This window comes from Bradyrhizobium oropedii (genome assembly GCF_020889685.1).
GTDB classification, from domain to species: domain Bacteria; phylum Pseudomonadota; class Alphaproteobacteria; order Rhizobiales; family Xanthobacteraceae; genus Bradyrhizobium; species Bradyrhizobium oropedii.
On record NZ_JACMYO010000044.1, the window covers coordinates 36,805 to 51,365 of the forward strand.

11 protein-coding genes are annotated in these 14,561 nt (G+C 63.7%); 6 read left to right on the forward strand and 5 right to left on the reverse strand.

Going from position 1 to position 14,561, the window contains the following annotated elements; genetic code table 11:
- Window positions 1-125 precede the first annotated feature (125 nt).
- Both rfbB and rfbA read right to left on the reverse strand, forming a co-directional pair.
- Entirely contained in the window at window positions 126-1,193 is a 1,068-nt protein-coding gene (rfbB, locus tag H8A95_RS14845) for a dTDP-glucose 4,6-dehydratase (protein ID WP_229183804.1), read from the reverse strand.
- Window positions 1,183-2,094, reverse strand: a complete 912-nt coding sequence (gene rfbA / locus H8A95_RS14850; protein ID WP_229183805.1) for a glucose-1-phosphate thymidylyltransferase RfbA — start codon at window positions 2,092-2,094, stop codon at window positions 1,183-1,185. The genes rfbB and rfbA overlap by 11 nt, the downstream gene beginning before the upstream one ends.
- A gap of 109 nt (window positions 2,095-2,203) precedes the next feature.
- On the opposite strand from rfbA, the gene rfbC reads away from it, so the two are divergent.
- Both rfbC and rfbD read left to right on the forward strand, forming a co-directional pair.
- The gene (gene rfbC / locus H8A95_RS14855) at window positions 2,204-2,758 is read left to right on the forward strand and encodes a dTDP-4-dehydrorhamnose 3,5-epimerase (protein WP_229183806.1); all 555 of its coding nucleotides are present in this window, start codon (window positions 2,204-2,206) and stop codon (window positions 2,756-2,758) included.
- Window positions 2,758-3,669 (forward strand): dTDP-4-dehydrorhamnose reductase, encoded by a 912-nt coding sequence (gene rfbD, locus H8A95_RS14860; protein WP_229183807.1) that lies wholly within the window; start codon window positions 2,758-2,760, stop codon window positions 3,667-3,669. Before rfbC ends, rfbD begins: the two co-directional genes overlap by 1 nt.
- 131 nt (window positions 3,670-3,800) lie before the next feature.
- Here rfbD and H8A95_RS14865 read toward each other — a convergent pair whose 3' ends face one another.
- A complete protein-coding gene (locus H8A95_RS14865) occupies window positions 3,801-5,108 on the reverse strand; it encodes a UDP-glucose dehydrogenase family protein (RefSeq protein WP_229183808.1) in 1,308 nt (435 codons plus the stop codon).
- Between the two features lie 395 nt (window positions 5,109-5,503).
- On the opposite strand from H8A95_RS14865, the gene H8A95_RS14870 reads away from it, so the two are divergent.
- Window positions 5,504-7,675 (forward strand): glycosyltransferase family 2 protein, encoded by a 2,172-nt coding sequence (locus H8A95_RS14870; protein WP_229183809.1) that lies wholly within the window; start codon window positions 5,504-5,506, stop codon window positions 7,673-7,675.
- Here H8A95_RS14870 and H8A95_RS14875 read toward each other — a convergent pair.
- Window positions 7,616-10,168 carry a glycosyltransferase family 2 protein gene (locus H8A95_RS14875; protein WP_229183810.1) on the reverse strand — a complete coding sequence of 851 codons (2,553 nt, stop codon included), beginning with the start codon at window positions 10,166-10,168 and terminating at the stop codon, window positions 7,616-7,618. The two genes, H8A95_RS14870 and H8A95_RS14875, sit on opposite strands and share 60 nt — an antisense overlap.
- A 23-nt stretch (window positions 10,169-10,191) precedes the next feature.
- Window positions 10,192-11,178: a hypothetical protein gene (locus H8A95_RS14880; protein ID WP_229183811.1), complete on the reverse strand. Its 987-nt coding sequence runs from the start codon at window positions 11,176-11,178 to the stop codon at window positions 10,192-10,194.
- Between the two features lie 198 nt (window positions 11,179-11,376).
- Here H8A95_RS14880 and H8A95_RS14885 point away from each other — a divergent pair, with 198 nt between their 5' ends.
- The 3 genes from H8A95_RS14885 (at window position 11,377) to H8A95_RS14895 (ending at window position 14,243) form a co-directional block, all read left to right on the forward strand.
- Window positions 11,377-12,603, forward strand: a complete 1,227-nt coding sequence (locus H8A95_RS14885; protein ID WP_229183812.1) for a glycosyltransferase family 4 protein — start codon at window positions 11,377-11,379, stop codon at window positions 12,601-12,603.
- A 25-nt stretch (window positions 12,604-12,628) separates the two neighbouring features.
- A complete protein-coding gene (locus H8A95_RS14890) occupies window positions 12,629-13,291 on the forward strand; it encodes a ParA family protein (protein WP_229183813.1) in 663 nt (220 codons plus the stop codon).
- A 322-nt stretch (window positions 13,292-13,613) separates the two neighbouring features.
- Window positions 13,614-14,243 (forward strand): transglutaminase-like cysteine peptidase, encoded by a 630-nt coding sequence (locus H8A95_RS14895; RefSeq protein ID WP_229183814.1) that lies wholly within the window; start codon window positions 13,614-13,616, stop codon window positions 14,241-14,243.
- The last annotated feature ends 318 nt before the right edge of the window (window positions 14,244-14,561 follow it).

The window sequence follows — 14,561 nt, forward strand, 5'->3', positions numbered from 1 at the left end:
GATGCCAATCCACCGTCGGAAGGCGGTCGCGGCTCGTCAGGTCGCGATGAGATCCGGTTGAATCGTCATCGCGCTTCTCGTTCTCCTGTTGACTAGCCACGCCGGCGATCTGGAGAGATCGGCGGTTATTGGTTCAGCCCGACGCGCTCCACCTTGTAGCCGCGCTCCAGGATCGCGCGCCACCAGGGTTGCTCGTCGACATACCAGCGCACCGTCTTGGCGATGCCGGTCTCGAAATTCTCCTCGGCGCGCCAGCCGAGCTCGGTTTCGAGCTTGGTGGCGTCGATGGCGTAGCGACGGTCGTGGCCGGGACGGTCGGCGACGAAGTTGATCAGCTGGCGCCGCGGGCCTGCCACTGCCGGCACGACCTCGTCGAGCAGGTCGCAGATGCTTTCCACGACGTGCAGGTTGGTGCGTTCGTTGCGGCCGCCGACATTGTAGGTCTCGCCGACCTCGCCGCGCTCCAGCACCAGCGTCAGCGCCTTGGCGTGGTCCTCGACGAATAGCCAGTCACGGACGTTCTGGCCGTCGCCATAAACCGGCAGCGGCTCGCCGGCGAGCCCCTTGATGATCATGTGCGGGATCAGCTTTTCCGGGAAATGATAGGGGCCGTAATTGTTCGAGCAGTTGGTCACCAAGGTCGGCAGCTCGTAGGTCTCGCGCCATGCGCGCACCAGATGATCTGATGATGCCTTGCTGGCCGAATAGGGCGAGTTCGGCGCATAGGCCGTGGTCTCGGTGAACAGCCCCTCGTCGCCGAGCGAACCGAACACCTCGTCGGTCGAGATATGCAGGAAGCGGAACTGGTCGCGCTTCTCGGGCGAGAGCCCGCGCCAGTGACGCAACGTCTCCTGCAGGATCGTGAAGGTGCCGACGATGTTGGTCTGGATGAATTCGCCGGGGCCGTCGATCGAGCGGTCGACATGGCTCTCTGCGGCCAGGTTCATCACCGCATCGGGCTGATACTTCTCGAACAGCCGGCGCAGAACCTGGGCCTCGCAGATGCAGGCCTTTTCGAACGTATAGTTCAGGCTCTCGGTCGAGCCGGGCAGCGACGCCAGGTTCGCCGCGTAGGTCAGCTTGTCGATGTTGACGACGCGGGCGTGGGTGTCTCGCAGCAAATGACGGACCACGGCGGAGCCGATGAAACCCGCCCCGCCGGTGACGAAGATCGTCGATCCCTTAAACCGCATGTTTGAATACCTCCGCCGTGCGGGGCTGGCCCTGGAATGAGCGGTAGACCGACAGCAGATACTCGCCGTAGCTGCTCTTGGCGGTCTTCTGCGCCACCTTCGCGAAGGCTTCGAGCGAGATGTAACCCTGGCGGAGCGCGATCTCCTCGGGACAGGCGATGCGCAGGCCCTGGCGCTGCTCGAGGATCTGGACGAAATGGCTGGCCTCGACCAGCGAGGAGTGGGTGCCGGTGTCGAGCCAGGCAAAGCCGCGGCCGAGCACTTCGACATAGAGGTCGCCGCGCTCGAGATAGGCCTTGTTCACGTCGGTGATCTCGATCTCACCGCGCGGGGACGGCCTGATGCCGGCGGCGATGTCGACCACGTCGTTGTCGTAGAAATAGAGGCCGGTAACGGCGACGTTGGACTTCGGCCGTTTCGGCTTCTCCTCGATCGACAGCGCCCGCCCGGTGCCGTCGAGCTCGATCACGCCGTACTGTTCGGGCGCGTTCACGACGTAGCCGAACACGGTGGCGCCCTTCCTGCGCACCGAGGCGGCCGACAGCATGCTCGGCAGGCCGTGGCCGTAGAAAATGTTATCGCCTAACACAAGGGCAACGGAGTCATCACCGATGAACTCGCGTCCGACGATGAAGGCGTCGGCCAGACCCCGCGGGGTTTCCTGCGTGGCATAGGCGAACCGGACACCCATCTCGCTGCCGTCGCCGAGCAGGCGCTGGAACAGCGGCTTGTCCTGCGGCGTGGAGATGATCAGGATATCGCGGATTCCACCGAGCATCAGCGTCGACAGCGGATAGTAGATCATCGGCTTGTCGAACACAGGCAGCAGCTGCTTGGAGACGACGGTGGTCACCGGATAGAGGCGCGAGCCGGTGCCACCGGCAAGGATAATGCCTTTCATGGTCCCTCACAATTTGACTATCAAAACATAACATATAGCGTGCGCCGCACAAGTTTGTTATGAGGGAGAAATTAACATTTATGGCGCGTCAAACTGGAACAAATGTTAAATGAACGTCATCAAGACCGAGCTTCCTGAAGTTCTGATCGTCGAGCCGAAGCTGTTCGGCGACCAGCGCGGCTTCTTCCTCGAGACCTACCAGTCGCCCCGCTATGTCGAGCACGGCATCGCGCGGCCCTTCGTGCAGGACAACATGTCCCGCTCGGCCTACGGCGTGTTGCGCGGACTGCATCTGCAAAACCCGCTCACCCAGGGCAAGCTCGTGACGGTGCTGCGCGGCAAGGTGCTGGACGTCGCCGTCGACGTGCGTGTCGGCAGCCCGAATTTCGGCAGGCACGTCGCGGTGGAATTGAGCGAGGACAACCGCCGGCAATTATGGGTGCCGCGCGGCTTCGCCCACGGCTTCGTCGTGCTCTCGGAGACGGCCGACTTCTTCTACAAATGCGACGACTTTTACAGCCCCAAGGACGAGCTCTCGATCCGCTGGAATGATCCGGCGATCGGGATCAAATGGGGTGTCGATAAGCCGCAGCTGTCGGCGAAAGACGCCGACGCGCCGCTGCTCGCCGATGCCAGCAACCTTCCGACCTATGGACAAATCTGATGCGGATCTTGTTGACGGGAACGCGCGGCCAGGTTGGCGGCGCACTCAAGCCGCTGCTGGAAAGCCACGGCACTATCGTCGCGCCGCCGACGGCGGAGTTCGATCTGTCGAAGCCGGAGCTGCTGACGGGCCAGCTCGACAGTCTGAAGCCCGACCTCATCATCAATCCGGCCGCCTATACCGCGGTGGATCGCGCCGAGGACGAGCGCGAGCAGGCGTTCCTGGTCAACGCGAAGGGACCGGAAGCGCTCGCCAAATGGGCCGCGACGAACCATGTGCCGCTGGTGCATTTCTCCACGGACTACGTGTTCAATGGTTCAGGCGAGGTGCCGTGGCGCGAGGATAGCGCAACCGAACCGTTGTCGGCCTACGGCGCCAGCAAGCTGGCCGGCGATGTCGCGGTTCAGGCGGCGGGCGGGGCGCATCTGATCGTGCGCACCTCATGGGTCTACGCGGCAAAGGGCACCAATTTCCTGCGCACCATCGCGCGGCTCGCCGGCGAGCGGAAGGAGCTGCGGATCGTGGCCGACCAGATCGGTGCGCCGACGACGGCACAGGCGATCGCCAGCGCTGTCGCCGGCATCGTACTGCCGAACCTCACCGCGTTGCACGATCAGCTCGCGCGCAGGGGCGGTGTCGTCAATCTGGTTTGCGCCGGCGAAACCAGCTGGCACGGTTTTGCCACGGCCATTGTCGGCGGGCTGCGGTCTCGTGGCGTCACGCTGGCGGTCGACGACATCGTTCCGATTGCAACGGCCGATTTCCCCACCAAGGCGGTGCGACCGGGCAACTCGCGGCTTGATCTGTCGCGGTTGAAGGCCCAGTTCGGCGTGGCGATGCCGACCTGGCAGGAAGCGCTCGCGCGCGAGCTCGATGCATTCGTCCAGCTCGGCACGCCCGCCCACGCGTAGGTTATGTTGGAGCGAGCAGGGTATCGGCGCGCCTGAAGACGACGCGTCAGACAAAAATCTAGGCCCCGTTTCGATTGAAACGGGGCCTAGAGATTGAGCTGGAGCGATCGTCGCCGGTCAGTTGCGGCCGCTCAGCGCGGCCGGCCGATGCTGTCGTAGGTGAAGCCGTGCGCGGCCATCTCGTCCGGGCGGTAGATGTTGCGCAGGTCGACGACGACCGGATGCTTCATCTCCTGCTTGATGCGCTTGAGATCGAGCGCGCGGAACTGGCGCCACTCGGTCACGATGACAAGCGCATCGGCCTGGTGCGCGCACTCATACGCATCCTTGCAGTAGTCAATCTCGGGCAATTCCTTGCGGGCCTGCTCCATGCCGATCGGATCGTAGGCGCGAACCTTGGCGCCGAAGTCGATCAGGCCGTTGATCAGCGGGATCGAGGGCGCCTCGCGCATGTCGTCGGTATCGGGCTTGAAGGTCAGGCCAAGCACGCCGATCGTCTTGCCGCGCAGCTCGCCGCCGAGCACGTTGGCGACCTTGCGCGCCATCGCGCGCTTGCGGTTGTCGTTGGCGGTCAGCGTCGCTTCGACGATCTTCAGCTGGACGTCGTGATCGAGCGCCGTCTTGAACAGTGCACGGGTGTCCTTCGGGAAGCACGAGCCGCCATAGCCCGCGCCGGCATGCAGGAACTTGGTCCCGATCCGGTTGTCGAGCCCGATGCCGCGCGCGACTTCCTGCACGTTGGCCCCGACCTTCTCGGAGAGATCGGCGATCTCGTTGATGAAGGTGATCTTGGTGGCGAGGAAGGCATTCGCGGCGTATTTGATCAATTCCGCCGTACGTCGCGCGGTATAGAGGATCGGTGCCTGGTTCAAATAGAGCGGGCGATAGACTTCGCCCATCACCCGCTTGGCCCGCTCGTCTTCGGTGCCGACGACGATCCGGTCGGGATGGCGGAAATCCTGGATCGCGGCGCCTTCGCGCAGGAATTCGGGGTTCGAAGCCACGGCGAAATCGGCGTCCGGATTGGTCTCGCGGATCAGGCGTTCAACCTCGTCGCCGGTGCCCACGGGCACGGTCGACTTCGTCACCACCACGGTGAACTTCTTGAGCGCTGCGCCGATCTCCTTGGCGGCAGCATAGACGTAGCTCAGATCCGCATGGCCGTCGCCGCGCCGCGAGGGTGTTCCGACCGCGATGAACACGGCATCGGCGTCTCCGATGGCTCCTGCGAGCTCGGTGGTGAAGGTCAGCCGCCCGGCGCCGGTATTGGTCTCGACGAGCTTATCGAGGTCAGTTTCGTAGATCGGGATCTTGCCGCGTTTCAGGGCTTCGATCTTGCCGGCGTCCTTGTCGACGCAAACGACCTGATGGCCGAAATCGGCAAAACAAGCTCCTGAGACGAGACCTACATATCCCGTTCCAACCATTGCAATCTTCATGAATCCGCTCGTCGATCAGTGTGGAGAGGAGGAGTTAGCACTAGCACAATTGGCGCCGATAACGCCAAGTTTTATAACGTACAGTTTGTGTTGGAGCTCGGCGGCTTTTTGTGCAAACGGTGATTGCCTCAGTGCAGTTGAGTGCGTGCTGATCACCTTGGGCACGCCGTGGACACATTCTCAACTTGAAATCGACTGACAATCGGGCCGCCGTTTGAGGGGTGGACATGAGTACGATGACGATTGGCAAGCAGAGGCCCTCAGGAGCTGAACACGCGTCGTTACGAACGCAATTCTCCAGATACGATCGCACAACGTTTTCTGGATTTGTCTATGATCGCGCCGATCTCGGCCGACGCTACACCGTCGAGCTGCTCGTCGACGGCGAGCCATACATGTCATCATTATGTGACGAGTTTGTAACAGATCTCGCCGACGCCGGGATCGGCGACGGTCGATTTGGCTTTACCTTCAACGTGCAGGACCAGGTCGCCTCGGATGCTGGGATCATCGAGGCAAGACTGGCAAATATCGGAGATCCCGTCGGCGTTCCGATTCGTTGCGATGTCGCTGCACAGCAAGCGCGGTGGCACCGGATCGGCGATATCGAATGGGTCGGAGGTTTACGCTTCGAGGGCTGGCTTTCTCAGGACATCGACGAAGACATCGAGATCCTGATCGCGGAGCGGCCGGTGATGACCGTGAAGCCGACCGGGTGGACCAACGTTGCGCGGGGAGGCGAGTTCGGCATCGGCCGCCGGATCGATTTTCATCTGCCCGAGCATTTTGCGGATGGTCGCATGCGCGGACTTTCCGCGCGGACGATTTCGGGACGAAGCCTGACCGCAGAGCCGGTTGCATTCGTCGCTTTCGATCGCGGACTGGAGCAAACGCTCGCCGATCTCGGGCGCTGGGAAAGCGAGCGTCTTCGCGGACAGCTGTTCGACCGGGTGCTGCCGGCCTCGATGCCGTTTCACGCCTATCGCAGCTGGAAAGAGCGCTTTTCGCCGACGATCCAGTCCGATGTTCGATCGGAGGCAGCTGTCGTCCTGATCGGCGACGTCAGGGTGGACGAAAGCATTGAAAGCCTCGAAGCCCAGCGGCACCCGGCCTGGTCGGCGGTGTGCCTGCCGACGCAGGGGTTCAGTCAGTTCGATCCCAAGGCGGCGCGCGAGTTCGTCGATGGCGATGCCGCCGACAGCGAATTCTTTGTCTTCTGCCTGAGCGGGACGATCCTCGCGGAAGATGCCCTGCTGCGCTTTGCCGACCTCTTCGCGTCCGAACCGGACTGCGATCTCGTCTATGGCGACGTCGAGGTCCCGGCGGGCGCCGGCGCGGTCTGGCCGCTGGCGTTTTCGGCATTCGATCTCGAACGCGCGCTCGAGCAGGGCTACGGGGCGTATTGCTTTGCGGTGCGCCGCGACCGTGCCCTGGAAGCGCTGCGATCGGCGACGTCGCTCTACGACATCTTCCTGTCCTGCGCGGAGCCTGGTCGAACCTATCATCTTCCGGGATCGGTTGCGGCTTTGCCGCGGATTGATGCGTCGGCTGCAACCGCCGAACTCGTCGCTGCGAGCAAGGCCTATTTTGCCAGAGCCAGTATCGAGGTGAGTGTCGAGCCGCGAAAAGCCGGTCTTCTTCCAGCCGTTCAGGTCAGGCGCGCCGTCGATTGGAACGAGCGCACCACCATCATCATCCCGACCAGAAATCGTGCCGAACTGCTCAAGCGATGCATCGAGACGGTGATGCCGGCCGCGAACGAGACGAACGCCCGGATTCTTGTCGTCGATAACAGCTCGACCGAGCCTGAAGCGCTGGACTATCTGGAAGGCCTTTCCTCGGACGAAATCGACGTCATCTCGGTCGAAGGTCCCTTCAACTTCGCATTGATCAACAACGCCGCGGTCGATTGCGTCGACACCGAGAACATCTGCTTCCTCAACAACGACGTCGAGGCGCTCGACGACGGGTGGCTGGCGGAGCTGCTATGGCGGCTCGCTGCCCCCGATGTCGGAGCCGTCGGCGCAAAGCTGCTCTGGCCGAGCAGCGTCGTGCAGCATGGCGGAGTGGTGCTGGGGGCCAATTTCTCGGCCGCGCACGCCTTCAACGACCGGATGGATGGCGATCCCGGTTACGGCGATCTTCTCCAGGTGGCGCACGAATGTTCGGCGCTGACGGCAGCATGCCTCTTGATGCGCAAGCGCGATTTCGTGGCGGTCGGCGGCATGGACGAGATCCGCTTTCCGATCAGTTTCAACGATATCGATTTGTGCCTGAAGCTGCGCCAGCTCGGAAAGCGCATCGTCTTCACGCCGGACGCGAAGCTGGTTCATCTGGAGTCGGCCAGCCGAGGTCGCGATTCCATGCCGGATCGCAAAGCGCGCTTCAAGCGCGAGCTGTCGATGCTGCGCGCGAAGTGGGGAGAGGTGCTGCTCGACGATCCCTATTACAGCCCGCTGCTGGGATTGGACTCGACGCCGTTCTCTTCGCTTGCGTGGCCGCCGCGATCATGGAAGCCGCGCGCCAACCTGCCGCCGGTGCCGACCGTTCCTCCGATCGGGATGTAGCAGGACGTCCTCGACCACCCAGTCGAGCACGGCCGCAATCGTTGCATCGGCGTCAGACCCTGGTTGCAGTTTCAGGTCGGCTGTTCGGCAGCGCGATGGTGCCGCGATCCACTCTGTCGCAGCGGCCGGCAGCCCGCTTGCCAGCAGTGCGTCCACCAGCGGATGCCCGAATGCCGGTTCGCCGATGTCGAGAACCAGTTTGGTGATGCCGTGCCCCTCGATGAGCGTGGCAATTTCGTCGACGGTGATGTCGCCGGCGACCACGACATTCGTCCGCTGCATCAGCTTGAGATCGTCGAGCGTGGTACCAAGCACGATGATCTCGGCGTCTTCGTCGGCGGCGGCCATGTGATCGCTCAAGGCTCTGATGAAGCGGAATTCCGCGACGCTGGCGTGCAGGGCAAGCAGGCCGAGACGCGCCGGGCCGTTCACTGCCTGATGCCGCGTCGGCGGTGCGGGCGTGTCGCCTAGCCTGGCCACTTGCAGGCCGAGAACCGCTTCGGAGAACGCGGCCCCATCTTCACCGATCGCCGCCATGCGTCGAGCCCCCGCGATCAGATCTGTCCAGTCCGGATCGCTGCCTGATCCAATTGCGGCGCGGGTGGCAAGTGCGGTGTCGGTGATCAGGAGGTCGTAGGCGAAACGCTGCGTGAGCAGCGACAGGCATGCGGCGGGCAGGCGGTTCGGCTCTGTAATCTCGAGCGATCGGACTCGGAGATCGGCGAGAAGCGTCAGAAAAGCCTCGCGGCCCTCATCGGTCGCAACGTCGAGTGCGATCGATTGCGGAACGCCGCCATCCGGATCGAAGATCGCAGCCGGCTGGCGTTGTCCCTCGGAGCGGACGTGCACGACCAGGCCACGTTGATCTTCCTTCGCGAGTTGCCTGCACCGCCTGATGGCGATCTCGCGGCCGACGGAGGAGCCGCAGACGATGACGTGTGGGCCGTCGCCGCGCGGTTCGTTCGAGAGCAGCTTGAGCTCGAGCGCCGCGCGGTAATCGCGGAGCGGATCGGCAAGCAAAAACGCGGCGCACTCGGTCGCATACCGCCGGTAGCGGTGCTCGAGAACGCGGAGATTGCGCAGCACCAGCGAACGCTTCTCGCCGAGGAAGGAGCGCGAGCCCTCGTGTCCGACAAAGACCGAGGGGATGCAAACGTTGCGGAAGCCGGCCTCCGCCGCGCGCAGACAGAAGTCGACGTCTTCGAGATAGCCGCGATAGAAGTCGTCGGACAGCTCACGCACCGCGTCGAGGCATTCGCGGGTAATGTAGAGGCAAAACCCGATGCCGTTGGGGATGTCGATGGCGATCCCTGAATTTGCCGCGCCGGCGAGCTCATCCAGCAATTCTATCTCGCCGGGCGAGGGCAGTGGATTTGAACGGTTCGGGACGGGAAAGCTGGTGTATTCACCGTTGTTCGAGAGCGGGGTCGCCGTGCCCACGCGTGGTGTCGATTGCACGGCGCTGCGCAGGCGTTGCAGCGCATATTTCGGTACGATCGTGTCCGAGTTCAGCAGCACGACGTCGCCGGCGCCCGTCGCACCAAGCGCCCGGTTGACCGCGCCGACAAAGCCGAGATTGTGCTCGTTGGTCAGCAGCCGGATGCGGAGCGCTGCCGCCAACTCGCCGAGCAGGCGCTTGATGTCGGGCTCGGGCGACGCATCGTCCACGACCAGGATGGTCGAGCCGGGCGTGCAGGCGACGGCCGTCAATGCGCTCTCGATGCAGGCGCGCGTTGCGACCAGATCCCGATAGACCGGGATGATGACGGTGAGCGGGGGAGTTTCGCCGTTTCGAGCGCGAGCCGGCCGTTGTGATGCGCTCCGGCGATCCGGAGCACGATTGGCCGGCAGTTGAATGCTCGCGATGATCCGGCCTGCCTGCGTGATCTCGAGGCGTTGCGAGGTCGCGGATGCCGGCCGTATCAGACGGAAGCTCGCGGCGCGTCGTCCATCGAGCGCGAAGCCGTGGCGGGGATCGCCAGGAAGCTGGATCGTGCTGGATTGATCGGCCTGCGCCAGCGAAAGGTGCAGGTCATCGGCCCCCCGCCACGTCGCCCATCCCTTCACCTCTTCATCCAGGAAGTCGACACGGGCGCAGCTGTCCTGACCGCTCTGTTCGAGCAGCAGGAGGGCGCTCCTGACCGAATCCGGATCGTCGTCGCGTCGCGCCACGCTTCGTGCCGCTTCGATCTGCTGAGGGCCGTCACCCCAGGCCATCATTCGCCGCGCCGCGACCAGGTCATCCGGTTCGAGCTCGATCGCCTTGGCCACGCTCGCGAGGGCGGCGTCCCTGAGATCGAGGTGAAACAGCGCTTCCGCGCGCAACAGGTGGGCGCGGGCACCCGGAGGCGGCAGAATCCGGCAGCGGCGGTCGGCGAGCGCGAACGCCCGACGAAAGTCACGCGCCTCGAGCGCGCCGACGGCGGCTCGCTCGAGATCGATGTGATGGAGCGTTTTGGACGTAAAGGCGATCCTGCGCGCGTCGGCGGTCAAATGTCGACCTTATCTGGCCGTAGTCAGCCCGTCGTCTTTACGGCGCTCTGCCGGCTCCGGAACACGCGCACTCGCCCCTCGAGGCGCGCTCCGTCCAGGCGCGGCGCCGGATTGACGGGTTCAGCGCGCCTCGGGTGCTGAGGCGCGAGGGGCGCTGCCTGCACGCGGCGTTCTTCGAGGTTGAGCTTGAGGCCCACCAATGGTTCCCGGCCTGACGGGCCCGACACCACGATCCGGTTCCCGGTGACCCGCAGGGCGGGCGCCCCAAGGAATATCGTCTCGGCCGAAATGACATAGCGATCGACGCTGGGGCCTGTGGCTTCCAGCGAGAACCCTGTGATGGCCAAAGCGCGTCCCCTGGTTCCGGCAAAGGTTCCGAGCGGAACGAACTGGTTGTCGCCCCGCTGCGGCCTGGCGAACTTGACCGCATATTGCAGGTCGAGGTCGTGTGGCTTGTTCGGCCATTCGAGGGAAATCCCCTCGATTCGGGCCGGAGCGGACGGTCCGGCAATCCAGGTATTCGTACCGACCGTCACATCGCCCAGACCCGCGACATGAGCGAGCAGCTTGAGGTCGCTCGACTCGCCAACACCTGCCCCATCGAGGCCCGCGTCAGCCTCGAACGTATCGAATGGCTGGCTGGCCGGCTGCCCCTTGGGCTGCTGCCCCTGGAACTGCTGGCCTTGCGCCTGCTGGCCCTGGGCCTGATGGCCCTGGGTCAGCGGCTCGATCTTGATATTGGCGGCAGTCGATCCGCCGGCGCGCCCCGCCGTGACCTCGACGATCAGGCGGCTTGGCCGCGCGACCGACACGACCAGCGCGCTTTCGGGCGCAAACAGGGTTCCATTGACCACGTCGGGTCCGGTAATGATATTACAATTGTTAAGGCTGGCGCGATCTGCATAAACGCGCACCACCGGAGGTGATGTCTTATCTTCCGCGCCATTGTACCGAACCAGGAAAAGACCCCGTGCCAGGTCAATGGTTTTCTGCTGAATCTGTTCGTTCATCGTCGCCTGCGAGCCTAACGGAATGGATCGATATGTCTCTCACACAGTGTGCCCCAAAAATCTGTGTGATAGAAGGGGGCTTAATGTTAATCCGGTGAGATAGTTTCACACGTGCAGATCGAAGACACCCTGCCGGTCATGATGCAAACCCTGACCCCAATCGAAGACCGCGCGGCCGGGGGGCGCGCCCGCCCGCCAATGAATGTCCTCTTCGTCCACAATAACTTTCCGGCCCAGTACCGCCACATTGCGCGTGCGCTCGCGGAGCAGCCCGGAAACAAGGTCGTTGCGGTTGGTTCGTCGACCGCGAGCACGACGCGGGATATCCGGCTGCTCAAATATTCGACGACCAAGTCGGACTCCGCGCTGGTGCATCCGTTCGCCCGCCGCTTCGATGTCGAAGCGCGCCGTGCTGAAGAGGTGCTGTATGCGCTGTCGTCGCTGTCGGGGCAGGGCTTCGTGCCCGACCTGATCTTCGCGCATCCCGGTTGGGGCGAGACGCTGCCGCTGCGCACGATGTTTCCGCGCGCGCGGATCATCCTCTATTGCGAATTCTATTACGGATCAGAGGGCCGGGACGTCGGCTTCGATCCCGAGTTTCCCATGACGGGCCTCGACGGCAATGTCGCGCTCCATCTGAAGAATGCGACCACGCTGCTGGCGCTCACGGAATGCGATACCGGCGTTTCGCCGACGCCGTGGCAGAGGTCGACCTTTCCGCGTGAATTCCAGAGCAAGATCGAGGTCATCCACGAGGGCGTGGACACCGACGAGGTGAAGCCCAATCCGGTCGCGCGGTTTCAGCTTCCGAACGGCGCGACGTTGTCGGCAGACGACGAAGTGATCACCTACGTCTCGCGCAATCTGGAGCCGGTGCGTGGCTTCCACATCTTCATGCGATCCCTGCCGAGGATCATGGCTGCGCGGCCGAATGCGCAGGTTGTGATCGTCGGCGGCAGCGGGACATCCTACGGAGCGAATCCGCCGGAGGGTTCGAGCTGGCAGTCGATGTTCCTCGACGAGATCAGATCGGACATCGACCTTCGCCGCGTGCATTTCCTCGGCCGGATTCCCCGGGGACAATATCTCGAACTGCTGCAGATTTCCTCGGTGCACGTCTATCTGACCTATCCGTTCGTGCTGTCATGGTCGCTGCTGGAAGCCATGAGCGCGGGATGTGCGGTGGTGGCGTCCGACACGGCGCCGCTTCGCGACATCATCTCGGACGGCAACGGCCTGCTGGCGCCGTTTTTTGATATTGACGCGCTGTCGGATCAGGTAATCTCGGTGCTGACACGGCCCAAGGCCTTCAAGAAGATGCGGATGAAGGCGAGGAGCTTCGTGAGGGACAATTACGACGCAAAGCGGGTCTGTCTGCCCCGGATGCTGACTCTCGTCGATGAAGGTGTCCTCCCGCGCACGTAACGGGGGATAACGCCAGGAGTTTGCGATGCCGCTTGTCATCTCGGTTGCCCAGCGCAAGGGCGGGGTCGGAAAGACGACTCTTGCGGTCCTGCTGGCCGCAGAACTGGACCGGCGCACGGGCGTTGTGGGGCTGGTCGACGCCGACTCGCAGGCGTCCGCCTGTCACTGGGCCGAGCCCGGCAATCTGACGTTCCCCGTCTACCAGCTTGATCCGGAAACCCGCCCCGTGGCCGAATGGGCCAAGCTGATGCGCCAGATTCCGCATCAGATCATCGTCGTGGACTCCGCGCCTAACGATCGGGTGCTGGGCGCCGTGCTGGCGGTCGCCAATATCGTGCTGATGCCGTGCACGCCGTCCGGGCTCGATATCGAGGCCACCGCGCGGACGATCGACATCGTGCGGGAGGTGCGCGCAGCGCGGCGAACGGCGCTCCGTGCGATGATCGTGCCGAACCGCGTCGACCAGCGCACGCTCGAAGGCCAGCAGCTGATCGAGGAGCTGGATACGCTCGACGAAGAGATCGGGCCGATGATCGGAAGCCGCTCGGCCTATGTTCGCGCCGTCGCGCTGGGACAATCGGTGGCCGATTTCGCCGGCGGTACGCCCGCAGATCTCGAGATCAAGATGCTCGCCGATCTCGTCATGAGCTGGTGCGGGATCGCGCCCAGGCAACGCGTATCGATTTAACAGAACGCGCGGGCTGCCTTCACGTCAGGCTAACCATGCCCGCATGGGAACAAGAAATCCCGCACCGCATCCAATCCTGTGTGTGACGGCGACGTCCGCAGAAACCGCGGGAAAAAAGCCCAAAAAGACAATAAAGCCGCGATCTGTTGACCCTCGCGCGCGTTATCATTCGGCACCGAAAAGCTCGCCGGTGCGGGGAACCTTGCTTGGTTAACGGACCGCTCGCGCGCATCCGAGCATTTGAAGTAAATGCCGCCGCGCGCCTGAGCCTTAACTCAAGACATTTCCCGTAGATGCTTCCCGTCACTGTGGGGAGTGAAGAATGTACAGCGTCAATCGAGTGATGGCCTTGTTTCTGGCCATCGTCGCGCTCGGGACAAGCGCGCAGAACACCCAGGCTGGAATGATCGGCTTCCCGCTGCCGCTGCGCGGTGTGGTCGAGAAGATCCGCTTCAGCGAACCGACGCTGGCGCCGATGGCCTACACCATGTTCTGCATGCGCTACGTCGACGAATGCAAGCCGAAGGCCCGCGCCCGCATGGTGTTTCGCGGTGGCGCCACCCGTCTGACCAGGCAGCGCATCGCCGACCTGATCGAGGTCAACGCCTCGGTCAACCGCAGCATCGCGCCACAGCGCAACGAACGCGGCCTCGCCGGCGAGGAATGGCTGATCAACCCGGCGCGCGGCGATTGCAACGACTATGCGGTCAGCAAGCGCCATGAACTCTTGGCGCGCGGCTGGCCGATGCGCAATCTGTTGCTGAGCGAGGTGGTGACGTCCTGGGGCGAGCATCATCTCGTGCTGGTGGTCCGCGTCGAGGGCGGCGATGTCGTGCTCGACAATCTGAACGCGCAGATCCGCACCTGGTCGCAGGCGCATTATCGCTGGGTCAGGATGCAGACCCCGGCGAACCCCGACCACTGGGCCGCCATTGCGCAGGTCGGCGCCTGAACTTCTGAATTGGCCTTATTGATTGAAGATGGCGCGCGGCGAGACATTTCGCCGCGCCACTTTTCGTGTGGGGTGATGGAGATCGCAGCAGCGCTGCACCGGCGCGCCGGAACGATTGCGGGCATGAACGGTTGATCCCGATCTTACCCATCGAGGCATCGACATGAAGCTGGCCGGCCTTGTCACAACAGCGGCGCTGGCCGTCGCCACGGCCGCGCCGGTGCTCGCACAGGGCACCGGGCAGACCACGCAGGGTGGGACCCGCTATTCGATCGATGGACCGGGCGGCGGCGTCCCGACATCGCGGCCGCAGGCGAC